21 protein-coding genes are annotated in these 23,780 nt (G+C 64.4%); 16 read left to right on the forward strand and 5 right to left on the reverse strand.

Translation table 11 applies throughout. The features are described 5' to 3' along the window. Positions 1-34 precede the first annotated feature (34 nt). From frr to ABB26_RS13515, 11 genes are all read left to right on the forward strand, one after another. The gene (gene frr, locus ABB26_RS13465; protein WP_057635000.1) at positions 35-592 is read left to right on the forward strand and encodes a ribosome recycling factor; all 558 of its coding nucleotides are present in this window, start codon (positions 35-37) and stop codon (positions 590-592) included. A gap of 15 nt (positions 593-607) precedes the next feature. Further along, positions 608-1,369: a polyprenyl diphosphate synthase gene (gene uppS / locus ABB26_RS13470; RefSeq protein ID WP_057635001.1), complete on the forward strand. Its 762-nt coding sequence runs from the start codon at positions 608-610 to the stop codon at positions 1,367-1,369. Further along, positions 1,366-2,187, forward strand: a complete 822-nt coding sequence (locus ABB26_RS13475; RefSeq protein ID WP_057635003.1) for a phosphatidate cytidylyltransferase — start codon at positions 1,366-1,368, stop codon at positions 2,185-2,187. Before uppS ends, ABB26_RS13475 begins: the two co-directional genes overlap by 4 nt. Position 2,188: 1 nt before the next feature. Further along, positions 2,189-3,385 (forward strand): 1-deoxy-D-xylulose-5-phosphate reductoisomerase, encoded by a 1,197-nt coding sequence (locus tag ABB26_RS13480; protein ID WP_057635004.1) that lies wholly within the window; start codon positions 2,189-2,191, stop codon positions 3,383-3,385. A 26-nt stretch (positions 3,386-3,411) separates the two neighbouring features. Further along, positions 3,412-4,767: an RIP metalloprotease RseP gene (gene rseP, locus ABB26_RS13485; protein WP_057635006.1), complete on the forward strand. Its 1,356-nt coding sequence runs from the start codon at positions 3,412-3,414 to the stop codon at positions 4,765-4,767. Between the two features lie 74 nt (positions 4,768-4,841). After that, a complete protein-coding gene (gene bamA, locus ABB26_RS13490; protein WP_057635009.1) occupies positions 4,842-7,307 on the forward strand; it encodes an outer membrane protein assembly factor BamA in 2,466 nt (821 codons plus the stop codon). A 346-nt stretch (positions 7,308-7,653) separates the two neighbouring features. Then, on the forward strand, positions 7,654-8,676 hold the full coding sequence (gene lpxD / locus ABB26_RS13495) for a UDP-3-O-(3-hydroxymyristoyl)glucosamine N-acyltransferase (RefSeq protein WP_057635011.1): 1,023 nt from the start codon (positions 7,654-7,656) through the stop codon (positions 8,674-8,676). Continuing rightward, complete coding sequence (gene fabZ / locus ABB26_RS13500; RefSeq protein WP_057635013.1) at positions 8,673-9,131, forward strand: 3-hydroxyacyl-ACP dehydratase FabZ; 459 nt, start codon at positions 8,673-8,675, stop codon at positions 9,129-9,131. The genes lpxD and fabZ overlap by 4 nt, the downstream gene beginning before the upstream one ends. Before the next feature lie 18 nt (positions 9,132-9,149). Next, positions 9,150-9,941 (forward strand): acyl-ACP--UDP-N-acetylglucosamine O-acyltransferase, encoded by a 792-nt coding sequence (lpxA, locus tag ABB26_RS13505; RefSeq protein ID WP_057635015.1) that lies wholly within the window; start codon positions 9,150-9,152, stop codon positions 9,939-9,941. A gap of 2 nt (positions 9,942-9,943) precedes the next feature. Further along, positions 9,944-11,212 carry a lipid-A-disaccharide synthase gene (lpxB, locus tag ABB26_RS13510; RefSeq protein WP_425477264.1) on the forward strand — a complete coding sequence of 423 codons (1,269 nt, stop codon included), beginning with the start codon at positions 9,944-9,946 and terminating at the stop codon, positions 11,210-11,212. A 38-nt stretch (positions 11,213-11,250) separates the two neighbouring features. Continuing rightward, complete coding sequence (locus ABB26_RS13515; RefSeq protein ID WP_057635241.1) at positions 11,251-11,868, forward strand: ribonuclease HII; 618 nt, start codon at positions 11,251-11,253, stop codon at positions 11,866-11,868. A gap of 20 nt (positions 11,869-11,888) precedes the next feature. Here ABB26_RS13515 and ABB26_RS13520 read toward each other — a convergent pair whose 3' ends face one another. Further along, complete coding sequence (locus ABB26_RS13520; RefSeq protein WP_161809056.1) at positions 11,889-12,335, reverse strand: hypothetical protein; 447 nt, start codon at positions 12,333-12,335, stop codon at positions 11,889-11,891. Positions 12,336-12,400: 65 nt separating this feature from the next. Further along, positions 12,401-14,635 (reverse strand): winged helix-turn-helix domain-containing protein, encoded by a 2,235-nt coding sequence (locus ABB26_RS13525; RefSeq protein WP_057635019.1) that lies wholly within the window; start codon positions 14,633-14,635, stop codon positions 12,401-12,403. Positions 14,636-14,784: 149 nt separating this feature from the next. Between ABB26_RS13525 and ABB26_RS13530 the strand changes: the two genes are divergently transcribed. From ABB26_RS13530 to ABB26_RS13540, 3 genes are all read left to right on the forward strand, one after another. Next, positions 14,785-15,432, forward strand: a complete 648-nt coding sequence (locus tag ABB26_RS13530; protein ID WP_057635020.1) for a hypothetical protein — start codon at positions 14,785-14,787, stop codon at positions 15,430-15,432. A 338-nt stretch (positions 15,433-15,770) separates the two neighbouring features. Then, positions 15,771-19,364 carry a DNA polymerase III subunit alpha gene (gene dnaE / locus ABB26_RS13535; protein ID WP_057635022.1) on the forward strand — a complete coding sequence of 1,198 codons (3,594 nt, stop codon included), beginning with the start codon at positions 15,771-15,773 and terminating at the stop codon, positions 19,362-19,364. Between the two features lie 74 nt (positions 19,365-19,438). Further along, positions 19,439-20,398 (forward strand): acetyl-CoA carboxylase carboxyltransferase subunit alpha, encoded by a 960-nt coding sequence (locus ABB26_RS13540; RefSeq protein ID WP_057635023.1) that lies wholly within the window; start codon positions 19,439-19,441, stop codon positions 20,396-20,398. A gap of 73 nt (positions 20,399-20,471) precedes the next feature. On the opposite strand, the gene ABB26_RS13545 is transcribed toward ABB26_RS13540, so the two are convergent. After that, positions 20,472-20,927 (reverse strand): CopD family protein, encoded by a 456-nt coding sequence (locus ABB26_RS13545; protein WP_057635024.1) that lies wholly within the window; start codon positions 20,925-20,927, stop codon positions 20,472-20,474. Between the two features lie 63 nt (positions 20,928-20,990). On the opposite strand from ABB26_RS13545, the gene ABB26_RS13550 reads away from it, so the two are divergent. Together ABB26_RS13550 and ABB26_RS13555 are read left to right on the forward strand one after the other, a co-directional pair. After that, entirely contained in the window at positions 20,991-21,587 is a 597-nt protein-coding gene (locus tag ABB26_RS13550) for a class I SAM-dependent DNA methyltransferase (protein ID WP_057635027.1), read from the forward strand. 84 nt (positions 21,588-21,671) lie between these two features. Continuing rightward, entirely contained in the window at positions 21,672-22,991 is a 1,320-nt protein-coding gene (locus ABB26_RS13555; RefSeq protein WP_057635029.1) for a polyhydroxyalkanoate depolymerase, read from the forward strand. A 78-nt stretch (positions 22,992-23,069) separates the two neighbouring features. On the opposite strand, the gene ABB26_RS13560 is transcribed toward ABB26_RS13555, so the two are convergent. Together ABB26_RS13560 and ABB26_RS13565 are read right to left on the reverse strand one after the other, a co-directional pair. Continuing rightward, entirely contained in the window at positions 23,070-23,384 is a 315-nt protein-coding gene (locus ABB26_RS13560) for a DMT family transporter (protein ID WP_057635031.1), read from the reverse strand. Position 23,385: 1 nt separating this feature from the next. After that, positions 23,386-23,742, reverse strand: a complete 357-nt coding sequence (locus ABB26_RS13565) for a DMT family transporter (RefSeq protein WP_057635033.1) — start codon at positions 23,740-23,742, stop codon at positions 23,386-23,388. Positions 23,743-23,780: the final 38 nt, after the last annotated feature.

A 23,780-nucleotide genomic window follows, 5' to 3' on the forward strand; every position in this document is an offset into this window, starting at 1 on the left:
TCGGCCGGTTCCAGCACCATCAAGGATTCCGGCGATGATCAACGACATCAAAACCAATGCGCAGACGCGCATGGCAAAGAGCCTCGACGCTCTGCGCCACACCCTCACCACCATCCGTACCGGCCGCGCCTCCCCGGCGCTGCTGGACGGCATCAAGGTCAAGGCCTACGGCACTGACACGCCCCTGAACCAGGTGGCCAGCATCAGCGTCTCTGAAGGCCGCTCGCTGGTCATCACGCTGTTCGACAAGGGCATGATCAAGGAAGTCGAGAAGGCCATCTACGCTTCCGACATCGGCATCACCCCCACCACCGTGGGCACCGTGATCCGCCTGAACCTGCCGCCGCTCACTGAAGAGCGCCGCAAGGAGCTCGCAAAATCCGTGAGCAAGGAAGGCGAGGAGACCAAGGTCGGCATCCGCAACATCCGCCGTGATGCCAACCAGGAAGTCGCCAAGCTGCTCAAGGACAAGGCCATCACCGAAGATGATGACCGCCGCGCGCAGGAGGAGATCCAGAAGCTGACCGACAAGGCGATCAAGGACGTCGACGATGTGGTCAAGCTGAAAGAACAGGAACTGATGGCGGTCTGACGGGTGCTGCCTGTCATGCCCAACGACACACCCGCACCGCGCCTGCCGGGGCACATTGCCATCATCATGGATGGCAATGGCCGGTGGGCGCAGCAACGCCGGAGGCCGCGCATGATCGGCCACCGCGCCGGTGCGCGTGCGGTCAACCGCACCATCGATTTCTGCCTTGACCATGGCATCGGCGCACTGACCCTGTTCGCCTTCTCCAGTGAAAACTGGGGGCGGCCGCAGGACGAGGTGGATTCGCTGATGAAGCTGTTTCTCGGTGCACTGGACCGTGAGGTGGACGAACTCCACCGCCGTGGCGTGCGCGTGCGTTTCATCGGCGACCGCTCACGCTTTGGCGCCAGCATCGTGCAGCGCATGCACAAGGCCGAGCAGCGCACCCAGGACAACCGCGCCATGACCCTGGCCATCGCAGCCAGTTATGGCGGCCGCCAGGACATCGCCCTGGCCGCGCGTGCACTGGCAGAGCAGGTCGCTGCCGGCACCCTGAAGCCGGAACAGATCGACGAAGAACTGCTTGGCAGCCATGTGGCCCTGTCCGACCTGGCACCGCCGGATCTGTTCATCCGCACCGGTGGCGACACCCGTATCAGCAACTTCCTGCTGTGGCAGCTGGCCTACACCGAACTGTGGTTCACCGACGTGCTGTGGCCGGACTTCGATGCGACCATCCTCCAACAGGCATTGGATGACTACGCCGGGCGTGAACGCCGCTTTGGCCTGACCAGTGCCCAGATCGCCGCCAACGCGACCCAGAGCACACATCCATGACCAAAACCCGCGTGATTGCCGCGCTCATCATGGCCCCGGTGGCTATCTGCGCGATCCTGTTCCTGCCCACGCAATGGCTTGCCGCCGCCGCCGCCCTGGTGTTCCTGACCGGCCTATGGGAATGGCTCAAGCTCACCGGGGTCGACGGCCTGCCGCGCACCGTATTGCTGGCGCTCAACCTGTTGCTGATGGTGCTGATGGTGTGGGCTTCGGTGGGCAGCCTGGTGCTGTTCCAACTGGCCGCGCTGGTCGGCGTCGGTTTCTGGTTGCTGGCATTGCTGTGGCTGCGTTACTTCAACTTCGGCGCCCACGATGAAAACAGCGCGCGCATGCTCAAGCTCGCCGCCGGCACCCTGGCCATTGTTCCGGCCTGGGCGGCACTGGTGCTGTTGCACGCTGCAGAGCCCAATGGCCACCTGTGGCTGCTGACCGCACTGATGCTGGTCTGGGCCGCCGATTCGGGGGCTTATTTTGCCGGCCGCGCCTTTGGCAAGCACAAGCTGGCGCCACGCATCAGCCCCAACAAGACCATTGAAGGTGTGCTCGGCGGACTGGTTGCCGGCCTGATCGTCGCCGGCGGGCTCGGCTGGCTGGCTGGCGTATCAGCCTCCGGTTTCGGCTGGCTGATGCTGGTTGCAGCCGTGGCGGTGCTGGCTTCGGTGCTGGGTGATCTGTTTGAAAGCCTGCTCAAGCGCCATGCCGGCGCCAAGGATTCAGGCAACGTGATTCCAGGCCACGGCGGCGTGCTGGACCGCATCGACGGCGTGCTGGCTGCGCTGCCGGTGTTCGCGTTGGGCAAGGAATTCTTCGGTTTCTGACATGCCCACCTCCTCTCACCTGCGCCAGGTTGCCGTCCTTGGCGCCACCGGCTCCATCGGCACCTCCACGCTGGACGTCATCGCCCGTCATCCCGGGCAGATGCGTGCCAGCGTATTGGCCGCCGGCAACAACGTCGATGCGCTGATCGCGCTGTGTCGTACGCATCGCCCCGACCACGCCGTCATCGCCGACCCCACCCTGTTCGCACGTCTGCGCGAGGGGCTGGCGGAGGCCGGGTTGAGCATCCAGGCCCATGCCGGCCATGACGCCATCGATGCGCTGGCTGCCAGTGACCATTGCGACACGGTGGTGGCTGCCATCGTCGGTGCCGCCGGGCTGTCATCGACGCTTGCCGCCGCCCGCGCTGGCAAGCGCCTGCTGCTGGCCAACAAGGAAGCATTGGTACTGGCGGGCGAACTGCTGACCCGCCAAGCCGCTGCGGCCGGCGCCGACATCATTCCGATCGACAGCGAACACAACGCCATTTTCCAGTGCCTGCGCTCGCGCGATGCCAGCCTGGAAGCCGGTGTTCGCCGGATCATCCTCACCGCTTCCGGTGGCCCGTTCCGTGGGCGCAGCCGCAGCGACCTGGAAGCGGTGACGCCGGCGCAGGCCGTTGCCCACCCGAAGTGGTCGATGGGGCCGAAGATCTCGGTGGATTCGGCGACGTTGATGAACAAGGGGCTGGAGGTCATCGAGGCCCACCACCTGTTCAATGTACCGGGTTCGCGCATCGATGTGCTGGTCCACCCGCAAAGCCTGGTGCACTCGCTGGTCGAGTTCATCGATGGATCGACCTTGGCCCAAATGGGTTTGCCGGACATGCGCACCACCCTGGCCGTTGGCCTGGGTTGGCCGCAGCGCATCGAATCGGGGGTTTCCGGCCTGGATCTGCTCAGCCACGGCCGGCTCGACTTCGAAGCCCCGGACCTGGAAGCGTTCCCCTGCCTGCGCCTGGCCTGGCAGGCGATGGACGCCGGTGGCAGTGCCCCGGCCATCCTCAACGCAGCCAATGAAGTCGCCGTTTCAGCGTTTCTTCAGGGCCGCATAGGCTTCCTGTCGATCCCGGCACTGGTGGAGCACACCTTGTCCACCCTGCCCCACGTAGCGGCCGATACACTGGACGCCCTGCTGGCGGCCGATGACCAGGCCCGCCACATCACCCAGACCGCCATCGCCCGCCTGCCGCATGCCTGAAATCGTCTTTCAATCGACTCCCGCCCATGGCTGACTTCCTGGGTTCCGTGTGGTGGATGATCGTCAGCCTTGGCGTGCTGGTGACATTCCATGAATTCGGCCATTACTGGGTCGCCCGCCGTTGCGGGGTGAAGGTACTGCGCTTCTCGGTGGGCTTCGGAAAGCCACTGTGGAGCCGCCGCGACCGCCATGGCACCGAATTCGCCATCGCAGCCATCCCACTGGGTGGCTATGTGAAGATGCTCGACGAACGCGAAGCCGAAGTACCGATCGGTGAGCGCGCGCGCGCCTTCAACAACAAGACCGTTTGGCAGCGCATCGCCATCGTCGCGGCCGGCCCCATCGCCAACCTGGTGCTGTGCATCGCGCTGCTGTGGGCAATGTTTGTCATCGGCCGGCAGGACTACTCGCCCAGCGTCGGCCGTGCCAGCGGCATGGCCGCAAGCGCCGGCTTTGCTGCCGGCGACCGTTTGCTGGCCGTTGACGGCCGCAGCGTGGACACCTGGGCCGAAGCGAGCATGGCCCTGACCACCGCCGCCATGGACCGCCAGGATGCCCACGTACTGGTCCGCGACGTGCTGGACAACGAGCGCACCCGGGTGCTGCCGCTGTCACAGCTGCCAGCGGGCTTCGATGAACGCCAGGTCCCGGTGCAGGCGGGCTTCATGTGGCAGTTCTGGCTGCAGCCGGCCGTGATCGAAAAGGTCTCCAAGGATTCCCCGGCCGGCCACCTGCTTCAGCCCGGCGACCTGGTCCTGGCCATCGATGGCCAACGCGTGGACAGCGCGGACCGGGTTTACCCGCTGATCCAGGCACTCGGCCAGCGCGGTGGCCCGGGCATGCTGGAGGTTGAGCGCGCTGGCGAGCGACTGGCGCTGGAGGTCACTCCGCAGCCGGCCAAAGGCCCTGATGGCAAGCCGCGTTGGCTGATCGGCGTGGAATTCCCCACCGGACAGGCTGCCGCCTATGACGCCCGCCAGCAGTACGGCGTGCTGGCCGCACTGCCTGCCGCGGTGCGCGAAACCGGCAAACTGGCCTCAGATTCGCTGGGGATGATGCGCCGGATGCTCACCGGCCACGCCTCGCTGAAGAACGTTTCCGGGCCGATAACCATCGCCCGCGTGGCCAACGCCTCAGCTGAACGCGGGGTGGATTGGTTCCTGTATTTCCTGGCTCTGCTGTCGCTGAGCCTGTGCATCATCAACCTGCTGCCCATTCCTGTCTTGGACGGCGGGCACCTGCTGTATTACCTTATCGAGTTGGTCAAGGGCAGCCCGCTCAGCGAGCGTGCCATGGCGACGGGTCAATTCATCGGCCTGGCGCTGTTGGCCGGGCTGATGGGATTGGCGTTCTACAACGACATCCTTGGCTTGGTCCTGTGATGAACTTTTTTCTGCTGTCGTCGTCTTACGCCGGCACCCACGCAACAATGAAATCGACTCCAACCGGACGTGACATGACGCGACTTCCCAATCGCCGCCTGCTGGCCCTCGCCCTTGCTGCCGGTCTGGCCCTGCCTGCGTTCGCGCAGGCGGCCGAGCCCTTTACCGCCAGCGATATCCGCGTGGACGGCCTGCAGCGCATTTCCTCCGGCACCGTGTTCACCTACCTGCCGGTGGAACGCGGCGATACGGTCGACGATGCCAAGGTCGGCGACACCATTCGTGCGCTGTACAAGACCGGCTTCTTTGAAGACGTGCAGCTGGATCGCCAGGGCGACATCCTCGTGGTCACGGTCAAGGAGCGCCCGGCGATCAACAAGTTGACCGTCACCGGCAACAAGGACATCAAGAGCGAGCAGCTGCTCAAGGGCCTGAGCGACATCGGCCTGAGCGAAGGTGGCACGTTCGATCGCCTGAGCCTGGACCGCGTGACCCAGGAACTGCGCCGCCAGTACAACGACCGTGGCAAGTACAACGTGGAGATCACCCCGACGGTGAGCCCGCTGGACCGCAACCGCGTGGACGTGGCCATTGCCGTGAAGGAAGGCAAGGCCGCCAAGATCCGTCACGTCAACCTGGTGGGTACCGAAAAATTCCCGGCCGAGGACATCCTGGAGCTGTGGGAATCAAAGGAACACAACTGGGCCTCGTGGTATCGCCGCGACGACCAGTACTCCAAGGAAAAGCTGTCCGGCGACCTCGAGAAACTCAACTCCTGGTACCTGGATCGCGGCTACGTCGATTTCAGCATCGATTCCACCCAGGTCTCGATCAGCCCCGACAAGCGCGACATGTTCATCACCGCCGGCGTGACCGAGGGTGAGCAGTTCAAGATTTCCGAAATCAAGGTCACCGGCGACACCATCCTGCCGCAGGAAGATGTCGAGAAGATGGTCATCCAGAAATCGGGCGACACGTTCTCGCGTGCCCTGCTGGAATTCAGCGCCGACGGCATCACCAACAGCCTCTCCAACGTCGGTTACGCGTTCGCCAAGGTGAATCCGATCCCGACCAGCAACCGTGCCGAACGTACGGTCGCGGTGAACATGCAGGTTGTACCGGGCCCACGCGTGTCGGTTCGCCGCATCGTGTTCCAGGGCAACTCGCGTACCGCCGACGAGGTGTTGCGCCGTGAAATGCGCCAGTTCGAGAACAGCTGGTACTCGCAGGCCGCAATCGACCGTTCCAAGATCCGCCTGCAGCGCCTGGGCTACTTCGAATCGGTTGACGTGGAGACCACGCCTGTCACCGGCAGCAACGACCAGGTGGACGTGGTCTACAACGTCAAGGAAACCACCTCCGGCAGCTTCGTGTTCGGCCTGGGTTACTCGCAGTCCTACGGCATGACCACCTCGGTGCAGCTGTCGCAGAACAACTTCCTGGGCGGCGGCAACCGCGTTTCGGTGGAAGCTTCGCGCAGCAGCTACCTGCAGCGTTATGCCTTCTCCTACACCAACCCCTACTTCACCGATGACGGCGTCTCACTGGGCTACAACCTGTCCCTGCGCGAACTGGATTACTCCGACTTCAACACCGCGCAGTACAACAGCACCAATGCCGCCGCGCAGATGGTGTTCGGCATCCCGATCACCGAGAACGATGCGTTCTCGCTGATGCTCGGCATCGACAGCAACCAGATCAAGGCCTACCCCGGCTACACACCGAAATCGATCATCGATTACATCGATGCGATCGGCCAGAACACGTTCCACTCCTGGCGTACCGAGCTGGGTTGGGCACGCGATACCCGTAACGATTACTTCATGCCGACCCGTGGTACCTACCAGCGCCTGGGCCTGGAAGCCACGCTGCCGGGTTCGACCGTGGAGTACTACAAGCTCAGCTACCAGTTCTCCAAGTACTGGCCGATCATTCCGTCGCTGGTCATCAACACCCGACTGGAACTGGGCTACGGCGATTCGTACGGCAACGACAAGGTCCGTGATATCTGCTGGAACAATATCCCGGAAGTACCTGGTACGCCTGCTACGGACACCACGCCTGCCATCCCCGGTAAGCTCGGTACCACTGAGGTCGTGGACTGCGCCACCAATCCCACGGCCAACCACCGCCAGGTGAAGGCCTCCGGCTTGCCGTTCTTCGAGAACTTCTACGCCGGCGGCACCAACTCGGTACGCGGTTTCGAGGACAACACCTTGGGCCCGCGCTCGGAAATCATGGGTGGCTACTACAACGGCCAGCCGCTGGGTGGTTCGCTGAAGACGGTCGGCTCGATCGAAGCCTACTTCCCGAGGCTGTTCGACAGCCCGTCGGCGCGCGTCTCGGCGTTCATCGATTTCGGCAACGTCTACAACGGCATCGACAACTTCAAGGCCAACGAACTGCGCGCCTCGGCCGGTGTTGCCCTGCTGTGGCGTGCACCGGTGGGCCCGATCTCGATCAGCTACGCGATTCCGCTGAAGAAGGAAGACGGCGACGAGATCGAACGCCTGCAGTTCACCTTCGGCGGCCAGTTCTGACGAATTGACCCACCCTGCCGGGGCCCCGCCCCCGGCGACCCGATGTTCCGTCGTGACGGAACATCGGGTCAGCTTGTGACGTTCTGCTGCCCCGTGCCCGCCGATGCGCCCTTTACCCTGTCAACGGGGCCGCAAACCGGAGCGCCCGTGGCTTCGCTCCGAAGCCCGCACTCCGCCACTCGCGGAAGTGGCGCTGAAGTGGGAGCCGACAACCACCGGCTGCACCGAAGCTCGTCATCATTCCGCCATTACGGCCCTTGGTCGCCGCCCCTGACAGCTGCCCCGGATCGCACCTGATGAGGCCCCTCCGCATGACCATGACCTGCTCACACGCTAAACTCGCCGCGTGAATACTCCTACCCATACCGCACAGGAACTTGCCGACCGCTTCGGCCTGCAGGTACACGGCGACCCGTCTGTGGTCATCCATGGCGTGGCCACCTTGGCCCATGCCGGCCCCGGCCAGCTGACGTTCCTCGCCAATCCGCGCTATCGCGCGCAGTTGGCCGACAGCCAGGCATCCATCGTGGTGCTGCGTGCCGACGATGCCGAATCCGCACCGGGCACGGCGTTGGTCGCCAAGGATCCGTACACCGCCTTCGCCAGGATCGGCGCACTGTTTGAAACCATGCCGGTACGCGAGCCCGGCATCCACCCCAGCGCGGTCATCGACCCCAGTGCACAGGTGGCGGCAACGGCCCACATCGGCGCATTCGTCAGCATCGGGGCGCGCAGCGTGATCGGTGAAAGCTGCATCATCGGTCCCGGCAGCGTCATCGGTGATGACTGCACGCTGGATTCGGCCTGCGAACTGCTGGCACGCGTCACCCTGGTTGCCCGCGTGAAGCTGGGCAAGCGCGTACGCATCCACCCGGGCGCGGTACTCGGCGGTGAAGGCTTTGGGCTGGCAATGGACGGCGGGCGCTGGATCAAGGTGCCGCAGCTGGGCGGCGTGCGCATTGGTGACGATTGCGAGATCGGCTGCAACAGCTGCGTGGATCGCGGCGCGCTGGAAGACACCGTGCTCGACGAAGACGTGCGCGTGGACAACCTGGTGCAGATCGCCCACAACGTGCAGATCGGCGCGCACAGCGCCATTGCCGGCTCCACCGGCATCGCCGGCAGCGCCAAGATTGGCCGTTACTGCCTGCTGGGCGGCGCGGTTGGCGTGGTCGGCCACCTGGAAATCTGCGACCACGTCGTCATCACCGGCAAATCGGTGGTGCGCAATTCGATTACCGAGCCTGGCGAATACTCGTCGGGCACCCCACTGACCGACAACCGCACGTGGCGCAAAAACGCCGCGCGTTTCAAGCAGCTCGATGCGCTGGCAAGGCGCATCCTGGCTGTGAGCAAGGAGAAGGAATGAACGCACCACTGCAGATGCCCATCGACGTCAACACCATCCAGACGTTGATCCCGCACCGCTATCCATTCCTGCTGGTCGACAAGGTCGTCGAGCTTGATGTGGAAGGCAAGCGCATCATTGCGCACAAGAACGTCACCATCAACGAGCCGTTCTTCCAGGGGCACTTCCCGGGCCAGCCGATCATGCCGGGCGTGCTGATCATCGAAGCACTGGCGCAGGCTGGCGGCGTGCTGACCCAGCTGAGCCTGGGCCGTGATGCTCAGTCCAAGCTGTTCTACCTGGTCAAGGTGGACAACGTGCGCTTCATGAAGCAGGTCGTGCCCGGTGACGTGCTGGAGCTGCATGTGCAGGTCAAGCGCGTGATCCGCAACATGGCCGTCTACTACGGCGAAGCCAAGGTGGATGGTGAAGTGGTCGCACACGCCGAAGTGCTGTGCGCCGGCACCCGCGAATAATCAGGCCGGAGCAATACGATGAGCGATAGCGCCCCTCTGATTCACCCGACCGCCGTCATCGATCCTTCGGCCAAGCTGGGCGAAGGCGTGCGCGTGGGCGCGTTCACCCTGATCGGCGCTGACGTCGAGATTGGTGACGGCACCGAAGTAGGCCCGCATTGCAGCATCCACGGCCCGACCCGCATCGGCCGCGACAACCGCTTCATCGGCCACGTCGCGGTCGGTGGCGAGCCACAGGACAAGAAGTTTGCCGGTGAACGCACCGAACTGGTGATTGGCGACCGCAATGTGTTCCGCGAGTTTGTCACCCTCAGCCGTGGCACCGCCGGCGGCGGTGGCGTGACCACCATCGGCAACGACAACTGGATGCTGGCTTACACCCATATCGCGCACGACTGCCATGTCGCCGACCACTGCGTGTTCTCCAACAACACCACGCTGGCAGGCCATGTCAGCGTGGGCAACTGGGTGATCATCAGCGGCTTCGCCGGGGCCCACCAGTTCTGCCGCATCGGTGACCACGCCTTCCTCGGCATGGGTGCACTGGTCACCGGTGACATCCCGCCGTTCACCATGGTCGGCATTGATGGTCACGGTCGTCCGCGTGGCATCAACAGTGAAGGCCTCAAGCGTCGTGGTTTCGATGCCGAACGCATCAGCGCGATCAAGCGTGCTTACCGCACCGTCTTCGTGGCGGGCTTGCCGCTGGCCGAGGCCAAGCAACAACTGGCCGAACAGGCGCAGGACAGCGCCGATGTGAAGCAGCTGCTGGACTTCATCGAAAGCGGCGAGCGCCCGTTGCAGCGATGAGTATCGGCAGCAGCCAGGGGAACAAGGAACAGGGAACAGGGAATGCACCAACGCTGGCGCAACCCGCTTCCGTTCCCGCCTCCCCGCTCGCCGTTTCCCACCGCAAGGTGCGGATCGCGCTGGTGGCGGGCGAAGCCTCCGGTGATGGACTTGGCGCAGGTTTGATCCGCGCCCTGCGCGTTCGTTATCCGGATGCCGAATTCGCCGGCATCGGTGGCGACGCGATGCGCAACGCCGGCTGCGAAACCTGGTTTGATGCCAGCGAACTGGCCCTCATGGGGCTGGCTGAAATCCTGCGTCACCTGCCGCGCCTGCTGAAACTTCGCAAGGAATTCCGCCAGCGTGTACTCGACTGGCAGCCGGATGTGTTCATCGGCATCGACGCACCGGATTTCAATCTGGGCGTGGAGAAGTGGCTCAAGCAGCGCGGCCTGCGCACCGTGCATTACGTCAGCCCCTCGGTCTGGGCATGGCGCGAGAAGCGCGCCGAGAAGATCGGGGCCAGCGCAGACCTGGTGCTGTGCCTGTTCCCGATGGAACCGCCGATCTACGCCAGACACGGTATCGACGCACGTTTCGTCGGCCACCCGATGGCCGATGAAATTCCGCTGGAAAGCGACCGCCAACGGGCGCGCGCCGCGCTGAACATTCCCGGCAACGTACCGGTACTCGCCGCACTACCCGGCAGCCGACTGGGCGAGGTCAGCCGGCTCGGTCCGCCGTTCTTCGCTGCGGCCTGGCAGCTGTGCGAGGACAAGCGCGATCTGCATGTCGTGGTGCCGGCCGCCAATGCCAAATGCAAGGCGATGATCGTCGAGCAGATCCGCACCGCCGCGCTGCCCAGCGCGCGCGTGCATCTGCTCGATGGCCAAGCCCGCGACGCGATGATCGCCGCCGACGTTGTGATGCTGGCTTCGGGCACCGCCACGCTGGAAACCATGCTGGTCAAACGCCCGATGGTGGTTGGCTACCGCGTGGCCGAACTCACTTACCGCATCGTCAGCACGCTGGGCCTGATCAAGGTCAACCGCTACGCGCTGCCCAACGTGCTGGCCGGCAAGGATCTGGCACCGGAACTGATGCAGCACGACTGCACGCCGGAGAACCTGGCCGCTGCGGTATCGCAATGGTTTGAGCATCCCGAGCGCGTAGCCTCCCTTCAGGACGATTACGTGCGGCTGCATCATCAACTTCGCCAGGATGCCTCTGCACGCGCCGCCGAAGCAGTGGCACAGCTGCTCGACACACCGGTCAAACAAGGCCAGCAGTGACCGTTCGACGCTCTCCCGCCAAGGCAGCGGACCTTTCGCTGTCGTTGTTCGACGATGCCGTTCTGACCGAACGGCAGGGCCCGCGTCTGATCGCCGGCGTCGACGAAGCCGGTCGTGGTCCGCTCGCCGGGCCGGTGGCAGTTGCCGCCGTGGTGTTCTGCCCGGATCGTCCCCGCCTCAATGGCCTGGATGATTCCAAAGCGCTCACCGCGGGCAAGCGCGAGCTGCTGTACGACCGCATCATCGAACGTGCGCTGGCTTACAGCATCGTCATGGTCGACGTCGCCGAGATCGACGACATCAACATCTTCCAGGCAACGATGCAGGGCATGCGCCGTGCCGTGGAAGGCGTGGCCCATGTCGCCCAGTTCGCGCGCATCGACGGCAACAAGATTCCCAAAGGCCTGCCCTGCCCGGCTGAAGCGCTGGTCGGTGGCGATGCACTTGACCGCGCGATCATGGCCGCCTCGATCCTGGCCAAGGTCACTCGTGACCGCTACATGCTGGAATTGCACGAGCAGCATCCCGAGTACGGTTTCGACCAGCACAAGGGCTATGGCACGCCGTTCCATCTGGCAGCGCTGCGGGCGCATGGCCCCTGCCCGCAGCATCGCCGAAGCTTCGCCCCGGTCCGTGCCAGCCTGGGCACGGACTGATCGGCGCCTCGCCGCCGCCCTCAACGCGGCATGATCTTGATCCCCGGATCGATGTGGCTCGTACCAATACGGACGTCATAGCTGATCAGGCTCTCGGCCGTCACCGGCTTGGCGATGATCAGCACCTCCTGTCGCCGTCCCATTCGCTTGGACGCGAAGTCCTTTTGACCTGTCTCCGGCGTACGCAGTTCCGTGGGTGTACCTGGTGAATCGGCAAAGGCCAGCTCAAACGGCTCCAGCACGCCGTCTGCGGTACGCCACACTACCTGTGTTCCACTGCGCACCACGCACAGCTCGGGGATGATGATCGGCCCATCAGGGCCAGGCACCACATCGACATGGACCAGTTTGACGATCCGCACGGGCAGCCGGTCCGTGCATTGCACTGATTCACCCGGTGGCACCGACGCTGACAGTTGCGCGGCACAGGCCGCGCTGCCAACTGAAACAGCAACGTACAACCACATTCTGCAGTTCATGACGACAACTCCTCGATGAGGTCCGCCGCCACGGACAGGGAACAACACGGCATTTACTTCCGCTGCGCCACCTCGCCTGTGGAGGTGTAACGCTGCAACGACAGCAGCGCATCGATGCGCTGTTGTGGAACTCCTTGCTTCAGGGCACCTTCAACGCAATTGCGTGCACCGGCCGGATCGCCAAGCACGGTCAATATCTGCGCGCACCACAGCGCGACCTCCGCTGCTTGCGAGCCCAGTCGGCGTGCCGCCTGCAGGTCCGCCAGCGCACGCTTGCGCTCGCCCAGATTGGCGCGGTACCAGGCCAGCGATGCCAGCGCGTAGGCGTCGTCGCGACGCACTTCCACATACTGCTGCGCCAGTTGTGCCGCACGTCGGTACGGCGCTTGCGCCTGCGTGGCAGTGACCGGCGTGGCGGCCAAGGCATCGGCCAGGTTGCCCCAATGCAGGTAGTCACCCGGCTCCAGCGTGGTTGCCTGCTGGAACAGCTCGGCGGCGACCGCGTAGTCGCCCTGATCGAATTTCATCGTGCCCAGGTTGGTCAGCGCCCCCGCGTTGGGTTCGATCGACAGGGACATGTTGAACGCGCGGCCGGCCTGGGCGGTATCGCCCTGGGCCAGGTACAAACCGCCCAGGCTTCCCCACAGGCGGCTGTCTTCCGGTTGCAGGAGGGTGGCGGTGACAAAGGCATCGATGGCCTTGGGCAGGTCGGCACGCAGCCAGTGGTGGTAGCCGAGCAGACGGTAGATCTGCGCATCACTGGGCCGCGCCGCGATCGCCTGCCGGAAGTAGTCCAGCGCCTGCGCCTCCTGCCCCATCGCGCCATAGGTACGCGCCAGTCCGACCAGACCGTCGGCACGCAATGCAGGCTCATCCAGAACCTGCCGATAGAGCGTCAACGCCTGCTCGCTCTGGCCACTGACCCGGGCGATATCCGCCATTGCCAGACTGACTTCGCGCAGCCCAGGGTCCATCGCCTGTGCACGGGCACACGCCTCCCGTGCCCGATCAAACGCCACCGCATCACTGACCCCTTCCAGCCGCGCAATCTGAGCGCGACAAAGCCCGGCCTGGGCGCGGGCGAAGTGCGGATCAACCGCCAACGCCTGACCGAACGCCACCATGGCGCGCTCATTGCCGCTTTCCCCGACCGGCCGCTGCAACAATGCCAAGCCGCGCAGGTAGGCATCGTAGGCATTGACGTCAGTGGTCGGCGTCAACCGCCGCGCAACCCCGGCGGCCTCCCCGGGCAGGTGTCCCAGCAATGCGTGCACGACCTTGCCGGCTATCTCGCCCTGCAACGCGAATACATCGTGGATTTCCCGGTCATAGGTATCGGCCCACAACGTGAACCCGGTGCGGGCATCGGACAGACGCGCACTGATACGCACCCGCCCGCCTTCCCTGCGCACACTGGCGTCGAGCAATGTCGCCACGCCCAACCGGCGACCGATCCGGCGCACATCCCCATCACCTTCGGCGTCAGCCGGCGCGGCCAGTTGTCGCGCCGCCACTTTGAGGCCGGGCACGTTGGCCAGCGCGTCATGCATTTCCACCGCAAGACCGTCAGCGAAATAGCGGTCGTCGACGTTGTCACTGAGGCTGCTGAATGGCATCACCGCGATGGACGCGCCGGCCACCGTCGGGCGCGACGCAGGGGCATGCGCCCACCACCACCATCCCGCACCGACCAGCACCAACAGCGCCAGGCCGAGTCCGATCAGCAACACACGCGAGCGCGACCACAGTGACAGCGGCACGTTGGCGGCCTGCCGCCAGTCCAGGAACCGCCATTCCGGCGTCGGTGCAGGTTTCAACCGAAGCGGGGATTCGTCCACAGCATCGCCGCCAGTGTCGGCTTCGACCAACGCCTGCGCCGGCATCTCCCCGACCGCCGGCACCCGCGGCGCCGTCGCGGCGGCCGGGCCGACCGTCTCCGGTGGCTGCAATTTGCCGATGAACCGGTAACCCAATCCGTGCTGGGTCTGGATGTAGCGTGGTTCATGCGAGGGATCGTCCAGCGCCGAACGCAGCTGAGCGATGGCCCGGGTCAACACGCCCGGCGTTACGTGGCGGTGGCCCCACACCGCATCGAGCAACTGGTCGCGCACCAGCAATTCATCGGCATGCCGCAACAGCAGCAGCAACACGGCAAAGGCCTTGGGCTCCAGCGAATGAAACTGGCCATCACGGCTGAGTGTATGCGCCACGGCATCGACCACGATGCCGTCGAAACGGTAGCGTTCGACCACCTGCCCTGTGTCGCCAGGGTCTTGGATTGAACCCATCGGCAAAACCTCACGAAAACCTCAGAAACCAGCGCAATGACTGTCTGAAGGCTCCGCCTGCCATCATGACCAATGCTACGCCCAAGCCGATGCTGGCGCTGCGTCCAACTCTTCACGGACGCCTCCCCCCAAACGCTTGGAGCAGCACCATGTACGCCATCCCCGACACACGCCTTCCGCTGCCGCAGGTTCTGGATCAGTACCCATCCGGCACGCCCCATCGTCGCAACCATGTGAATGACTTTCTGCTGGTTCCCTGGGAAGTGGAACGCTTCAACCAGGTGCTGACCCGCCTTGGCCGCACCCGCCCGTCACTGCAAACCGACCAGCTGGCTACCGCCGCCAGAAGCCTGAACGACCTCGCCGATGACGACAGCCCCTCCCCCTGCATCCAGCAGCGCATGCAGCACGCCCGGTTGCTGGAACAGATGCTGGCTGACCCTGACTGGGAGCCCGCCGCCGAGGCGACGTCCGAGATCAGCCAGGTGATGGATTACCTGCGCGAGGGCCGGCAGCTGATTCCCGACACGGTTGCCGGCGTCGGCCAGCTGGACCAGGCCATCGTGATCGACACCGCCTGGCCGAAGCTGGTCGTCGAAGTCACCAATTTCCTCGACTACCAGCGCCTGCGCCGGCTTGAGGCCGAGCGCCAAGGCCGCCGCTATGAGGAGATCCCGTTCAACCGACGCTATTGGCTGGAACTACGTGAAGTGGAAGCCCGCCTGCATGAACACCAGCGCAGGGTCCGCGAAGGCAGCTACGCCCCGGAACCCTTGAGTTACTTCCGGGTTCACTGACCACCACCGCCAATGCCCCGCCCCGGCCGGTTCTTGCCCGTTCGGGTCGGGGCCGCAGCGGGATGCGGGATCTTGAACCCGACAGCGCTTCCGGCGCGTGGCAACATCTGCAATCACGCTTCTGGGCGGCGGCTGCATGACCCGGCGCCCACCAAGCTCACCCCCAGGCACCTGCGGTGCCCGGTTCCTGTCAAAATTGGCAGCCTCGCCGCGCTTTCCAGGACAGCCGTGCTGCCATCCAGTCCGCGTGCCCGGGCCGGCGGCCGCAGGCGGTCATGTCAAGCCTTGTCCGCACCCGCCCCCGTCGCTACCCTGCGTCGGCACACTTCTGGCTCGGCATGTCTACTTCTTCCCGCTTCGTACATCTCCACGTCCACACCGAATTTTCGATGGTGGACTCCACCATCCGCGTGCCCGCCAAACCGGATCAGGCTGATCCCAAGAAGGCCAAACAGCCCAATCTGCTCAGCCGCTCGGTGGAGATGAAGGCACCGGCCCTGGCCGTCACCGACCTGAACAACATGTTCGCGCTGGTGAAGTTCTACAAGGCTGCCGAAGGCGTGGGCATCAAGCCCATCGCCGGTGCCGACCTGCTGATCGCCGAAGAGGGCCAGGACCCGTGGCGGATGACGCTGCTGTGCCGCGATCGCGAAGGCTATCTGAGCCTGTCACGCCTGCTCACCCGTGCCTGGATGGAAGGCCACCGCAACGAAGGTGGCGTGGCCGTGCATCCGCAGTGGCTGAAGGACGGTTGCAGGAATCTGTTTGCCTTGGCCGGCCGCGAGAGCCTGGCCGGACGTCTGGCCAGTGAAGGACGCCATGACCTGGCCGAGCAGCAGCTCGCCGATTGGCAGCGCGTGTTCGGTGATGGCCTGCACCTGGAACTCACCCGCACCAAGCGCGACGGTGAGGAAGCGTTCAACCAGTTCGCACTGATGGCCGCGGGCCAGCGTGGCTTGCCGGTGATCGCCAGCAACGATGTGCGCTTCCTGTCACCGGGCGATTTCGACGCGCACGAAGCGCGCGTGTGCATTTCCACCGGCCGGGTGCTGGACGACCCCAAGCGTCCGCGCGACTACAGCCGCGAGCAGTACCTGAAGACGCCGGAGGAAATGTGCGAGCTGTTCGCCGACATCCCCGACGCCATCGACAACACGCTGGCGCTGGCAGAGCGCTGCAACGTCGAGATGCGGCTGGGCACCTACTTCCTGCCCAACTATCCGGTGCCCGACGACCAGACGCTGGACACCTGGATCCAGAAGATCTCGCGCGACGGCCTCGACGAACGCCTGCAGAAGAATCCGCTGGCACCGGGCATGAGCCGCGAAGACTATGTCGAGCGGCTGGAATTCGAGCTCAACACCATCATCAAGATGGGCTTCCCCGGCTACTTCCTGATCGTGGCCGACTTCATCCAGTGGGGTAAGAACCAGGGCATTCCGATCGGCCCCGGCCGTGGTTCGGGTGCCGGTTCGCTGGTGGCATGGGCGCTGAAGATCACCGATCTGGATCCGCTGCCGTACAACCTGCTGTTCGAGCGATTCCTCAACCCGGAACGCGTGTCGATGCCCGACTTCGACATCGACTTCTGCATGGACCGCCGCGATGAAGTGATCGACTACGTCGCGCGCAAGTACGGGCGCGAGCGCGTCAGCCAGATCATCACCTACGGCACCATGGCGGCCAAGGCAGTGGTGCGCGACACCGGCCGCGTGCTCGGTTTCCCGTACGGCCTGGTGGATGGCGTTTCCAAGTTGATCCCCAACATCCTGGGCATCCATCTGAAGGATGCGCTGGGCATGGGCAAGGAAGGCGCCAATTCGGAAATGGCCTCGGCCGAGCTGATCTCGCGCTATGAAAGCGAAGACGACGTCCGCGACCTGATCGACCTGGCGCTGCAGTTGGAAGATCTCACCCGCAACGCCGGCAAGCATGCCGGTGGTGTGGTGATCGGCCCCGAGCCGCTGAGCGAGTTCTGCCCGCTGTACGCCGAACATGACGAAGGTGGGCTCGGCAAGAATCCGGTCACCCAGTTCGACAAGAACGACGTGGAAGAAGTGGGCCTGGTGAAGTTCGACTTCCTCGGCCTGCGCACGCTGACGATCATCGACTGGGCGGTGAAGGCGATCAACAAGCGCCATGAGCGCGCGGGCATTCCGCCGGTCGATATCTCAGCGATCCCGCTCGACGACGCACCGACCTACAAGGACATCTTCGCCAACGGCAACACCGGCGCGGTATTCCAGTTCGAATCCTCGGGCATGCGCCGGTTGTTGAAGGACGCACGCCCTGACCGTTTCGAAGACCTGATCGCGCTGGTGTCGCTGTACCGCCCCGGCCCGATGGACCTGATTCCCTCCTTCAACGCGCGTAAGCACGGCCAGGAAGAAATCATCTATCCCGATCCGCGCACCGAAGCGATCCTGAAAGACACCTACGGCATCATGGTGTACCAGGAGCAGGTGATGCAGATGGCGCAGATCGTCGGCGGCTACTCGCTGGGCGGCGCCGACCTGCTGCGTCGTGCGATGGGCAAGAAGGTGCCGGCGGAAATGGCCAAGCACCGCGAGATTTTCCGCGAGGGCGCGGCCAAGGACGGCGTGAACGAAGCCAAGGCCGATGCGATCTTCGACCTGATGGAGAAGTTCGCCGGCTACGGTTTCAACAAATCGCACGCCGCCGCGTATGCGCTCGTCAGCTACCAGACCGCGTGGCTGAAGCGTCATTACCCGGCCGAGTTCATGGCCGCGACGCTGTCCTCGGACATGGACAACACCGACAAGGTGGTGGGCTTCCTGGCCGAGGTACGCAATCTCGGGCTGACCGTGCTGCCGCCGCGTGTGAACGACTCCAGCTACATGTTCGAAGCGGCCAACGCCGACACCATCCGTTACGGGCTGGGCGCCATCAAGGGTGTCGGCCAGGGCGCATGCGAAGCGGTGGTCGAGGAACGCCAACGCAGCGGCGAATACGCCACGCTGCTGGATTTCTGCACGCGCATCGAGTCGGGCAAGCTCAACCGTCGCACGCTGGAAGCCATGATCAACTGTGGCGCGCTCGATGGCCTGGGCAAGAACCGCGCCACGCTGATGCTGCAGCTGCCGGAGGTGCTCAAGGCCACCGACCAGATGGCGCGCGAGAAGGCGTCCGGCCAGAACTCGCTGTTCGGCGCACCCGATGCGGCCAGCACCGCCCGCCAGCTCGATCTTCCCGAGAGCAAGGAATGGGCGCTGGGCCAACTGCTCAATGGTGAGCGCGAAACACTGGGCTTCTATCTCAGCGGCCATCCGTTCGATCCGTACGCGGATGACGTCAAGGAACTGGTCGGCACCGACCTGGGCGGGCTGGACAAGCTGATCGCGCCCGCCTTCCCGTCCAAGGACGGCGAAAAGCGTGCCTGGCGCCAGGAATCGCCGGTGATTCTCGCCGGCATGGTGGTCGGCGTGCGCCGCAAGGGCGACAGCCAGGTGTTCATGCAGCTGGAAGACGGCAAGGGCCGCGTGGAATGCAGCGCCTTCACCGATGGCCTGGCCGAGTTTGGCCACCTGATGACCAAGGACCGCATCCTGGTGGTCAAGGGCGGCCTGCGCGAAGACGAGTTCAACGGCGGCTATGCGCTGCGCATCCGCCAGTGCTGGGACTACGAACAACTGTGTGCCGACCATGCGCTGCGCCTGTCGCTGCGGGTGGATGGCCGTGGCGGCCCGGCCTGGCAGCGCATCGATGCCCTGCTCGCCACTGCCCGCCCCGGCCGCACCCCGTTGCGCCTGGACCTGCTGCTCAACGGCAAGCCCAACGGCAGCATCGCCGGCATGCTCGACCTGGGCGGCCCAGGCGCGGTGCGGGTCAGCAAGCAGCTGCTCGATGCCCTGCGCGAAGATCCCGCCGTGCGCCGGGTCAAGGTCAAGTACAGCCCGCCCTGGGCCAACTGACCGAACGGACGCGTACGGGTTGCCCGGGCGCGTTCGGCTACACTTCCCCTCTTTAAAATTCATGACGGTTTTCGATGAATCCGAACTACCTCGACTTCGAGCAACCCATCGCCGATCTGGAAGCCAAGATCAAGGACCTGCGCAGTGCCAGCGCGGGGCCGGCGGTCAATGTCGATGCCGAGGTGAAGGCGCTGGAAGGCAAGCTGCGGCTGCGTACCGCGCAGATCTTCCGCAACCTTTCCTCATGGCAGGTGCTGCAGGTGGCCCGCCACCCGTCGCGACCGTACCCGTTGGACTACATCCGTATCTTCTGTGATGAGTTCCAGGAACTGGCCGGCGACCGCGCCTTCTCCGACGACAAGGCCATCGTTGGCGGGCTGGCCCGCATCGGCGGCCGCTCGGTGATGCTGATCGGCCACCAGAAGGGCCGTGACACCAAGGAAAAGGTGCGCCGCAACTTCGGCATGCCCAAGCCTGAGGGTTACCGCAAGGCACTGCGCCTGATGAAGATGGCCGAGCGCTTCAAGCTGCCGGTGCTGACCCTGATCGACACCGCCGGCGCCTGGCCGGGCATCGACGCAGAAGAGCGCGGCCAGTCTGAAGCCATCGCCCGCAACCTGATGGAAATGGCCGAGCTGAAGGTGCCGGTGATCTGCACCGTGATCGGCGAAGGCGGTTCCGGCGGCGCGCTGGCACTGGGCGTGGGCGACCGCACCCTGATGCTGGAATACAGCGTGTACTCGACCATCAGCCCGGAAGGCTGCGCGTCCATCCTGTGGAAGGACGCCGGCAAGGCCAAGGATGCCGCAGAGCAGCTGGGCATGACCGCTCCGCGCCTGAAGAGCCTGGGCCTGATCGACAAGATGATCCGCGAGCCGATCGGTGGCGCGCATCGCAACCCCACGCAGATGGGCAAACGCCTGAAGGCCGTGCTGCTCAACGAGCTGGACGCGCTGGAGAAGCTGAGCGTTGAGGAACTGCTGGAGCAGCGCTACAAGCGCCTGCGCAGCTATGGTGCCTACGAAGCGGCGTAAGCCTGCTGCAAGGTAATGAACAAAAGGCCGGCATTGCCGGCCTTTTGTTTGGCTGCAGAACCCTCCGCGCTCTTCAGAACGGCTTGGCCAGCACCAGGTAGACAATGGCGATGAACAGCACCAGCGGCAGCTCGTTGAACCAGCGCAGCGCACGCGAGGACGGCAGCGACTTGCCCTTGATCGTTCCCTTCAACCAGCGGCCGGTGAAGATGAAGTACACCAGCAGCAACACCACCAGGCCGAGCTTGGCATGCAGCCAACCCGCCGCACCCGGCGCGACCATGGTCGGGAAATCCGGTAGCACCTTGTAACCCAGCCACAACACCAGGCCCAGCAGGAAGGCGATGCCGAACATGCTGTGGCCAAACCCGTACAGCCGCTTGCCCATCAACTGCAGCCGCGCGACCACCGCAGGCTCGCCGGCCGCTTCGGCGATGTTGACCAGGATGCGCGGCAGGTAGAACACCGCCGCCATCCATGCGACCACGAACACAAGATGGAAGGTCTTGACCCAGAAATAAGACTGCATGCATGTGCTCCAGCGGCGGCGTAGGATGAGCGCCATTTTCACCCATCCACACAAGACACGCACATGCAGGACAAGCAGTACGACGCCGCCTATTTCCAACGCTGGTACCGACGCGGTGACATCGGCGGTGCAGCACGCTTGGCGCGCAAGGTGCAGTTGGCCGTGGCCAGCGCCGAGTATTACCTCGAACGTCCCATCCGCAGCGTGCTGGATATCGGCTGCGGCGAAGCCGCCTGGCGTGCGCCGCTGCTCAAACTGCGCCCCAAACTGCAGTACATGGGTTTTGACAGCAGCGAGTACGCGGTGCGCCGCTACGGCCGTACCCGCAACATGCACCTGGCCCGCTTCGGCGACTTTCAATGGCTGCGCCCGTGCGCGCCGGTGGATCTGCTGATCTGTTCGGATGTGATGCACTACGTTCCCAGCCGCGAGCTGCGCCAGGGCATTGAAGGCCTTGCCGAGTTGTGCGGCGGCGTCGCCTTCCTGGAAACCTTCACCGCCGAGGACGACTTCCACGGCGACCACGACGGTTTCCAGAAGCGCCCGACAAGCTGGTACCGACGGCAGTTGCAGCAGGTGGGCTTCCGTTCGGTGGGCTCGCATTGCTGGCTGGGCCCGACCTTCAGCGACGACATCGCCGCGCTGGAGAGCACCCGCTGAATAGGCGACGGCAGTGCTTAACGTCGCTGCCGCTCGATTGCGCTATGCTGCGCAGCACCATATGACCATACATATTGCATAGACATGCTCTATAACCTGCATGAGTTGACCCGCAACCTGCTCGCGCCCTGGGTACACCAGGCGCAGGCCAATGCGGCGTTCTTCAACAAACCGGGGCATTGGTGGTCAGCCATGCCGGGTGCCGATCGCTTTGCGGCGATGAACGAGTTGTTCCACCGCCTCGGCAAGGATTACGAAAAGCCCGAATGGGGCATCCATGAGCTGGAACTGGACGGCGAGATCGTCCCCATCGCCCAGCTCACGGAGCTGGAAAAGCCGTTCTGCAAGCTGCTGCGCTTCAAGCGCCACAGCAACGAAACCTCCAAGGTCGAGGCCCTGCTCGCGCAGCCGATCGTGCTGGTCGTGGCGCCGCTGTCCGGCCATCACGCCACGCTGCTGCGCGACACCGTGCGCACCCTGCTGCGTGACCACCGCGTCTATGTCACCGACTGGGTCGATGCACGCATGGTGCCGGTGCAGGAAGGTGAGTTCGGCCTGGATGATTACATCGAGTACGTGCAGGAATTCATCCGCCACCTCGGTGCCGACAACGTGCACGTCGTCAGCGTCTGCCAACCGACCGTACCGGTGCTTGCCGCCGTGTCACTGATGGCCAGCCGTGGCGAGCCCACGCCGCGCTCGCTGGTAATGATGGGCGGCCCGATCGATGCCCGCCACAGCCCCACCGCGGTCAACAACCTGGCCACGCGCAACCCGCTGTCGTGGTTCGAAAACAACGTCATCCACACCATTCCAGCGCCGTATCCGGGCCAGGGTCGCCGCGTCTATCCGGGCTTCCTTCAGCACGCCGGCTTCGTGGCGATGAATCCCAGCCGCCACCTGATGTCGCACTGGGATTTCTACACCGACCTGGTCAAGGGCGACATGGACGATGCCAACGCGCATCGCCATTTCTATGACGAATACAACGCGGTGCTGGACATGCCGGCGAAGTTCTATCTGGACACCATCCGCGTGGTGTTCCAGGAGTTCCTGCTGCCGCGTGGTGAGTGGTACGTCCGTGGTGAGCATGTGGATCCCTCGGCGATCCGCGACACCGCGCTGTTGAGCATCGAAGGCGAACTGGACGACATCGCCGGCCTCGGCCAGACCGAAGCCGCTCAGGCACTGTGCACCGGCATTCCGGCCTCGCGCCGCGACCACTTCATCGTTGAAGGCGCCGGTCATTACGGCATCTTCAGCGGCCGCCGCTGGCGTGAAGTCGTGTACCCGAAGATGCGTGATTTCTTCATCGCCCAGTCGCAACCGGCTGCAGCGAAGAAGACCCGGAAAGCTGCAAGCCCCAGCAACGTCACCCCGCTGCGCCGTCGTACCCAACGCTGAGTGCGCTTGAAGCCCTTTTCCCTCCGGCAAAAGGGTCAAAAGCCAAAGGCCCCGGCAATCACCGGGGCCTTCTGCGCTTTAGGACACTGCCTTCAATCCCACCACGCCGGCCACGATCACGCCTAGGCTGAGCAGACGCGCGGTACTGCGTGACTCGCCGAAGAACGCCATGTTCACCAGCACCGCCGCTGCCGTGCCCAGGCCAATCCACACCGCATAGGCCACGCTCAGCTGGATGTAGCGGAACGACTGGTACAACAGTACGAACGACGCGCCAAAGCCGCCGAAGAACAGCAGCGCATTGAGCGCGCTCTTGCGCAGGCTGTAACGCTTCAGGCCAATCACGCCCAGCGTTTCCATCAGCGCCGCTGCCACCACCAAAAACCAGCCCATCTCAGCCGCCCTGACCGGCCGTGCCGGTGCTGTCTGCATTCCTGCCATCGGCCAGCTTCAACGCGATCACGCCGACCACCAGCAGCGCCATGAAGGCACCCTTGGCAACACTGAAACTCCCGTCGAACAGGAAGATATCCATCAACGCGGCACCCACCGTGCCCACCGCGGCAAACACCGCGTACACAGTGCCTGTCGGCAACGTTTCGCAGGCGCGGGCCAGCCATTGGAAGTCCACCAGGATCACCGCGATGATCGGTATCCAGTGCCACCATGTCGTTGCCACGTTGAAGCCGTACACCCAGACCAGCTCGAACAGGCAGGTCAGGGCCACGTAAAACCAGCCTTTTCCGGCCATGTGATTCTCCTCGTTGTTTTCTGCACCGCGCGGAAGCG

The sequence above is a fragment of the Stenotrophomonas humi genome, assembly GCF_001431415.1.
GTDB classification, from domain to species: Bacteria; Pseudomonadota; Gammaproteobacteria; order Xanthomonadales; family Xanthomonadaceae; genus Stenotrophomonas; species Stenotrophomonas humi.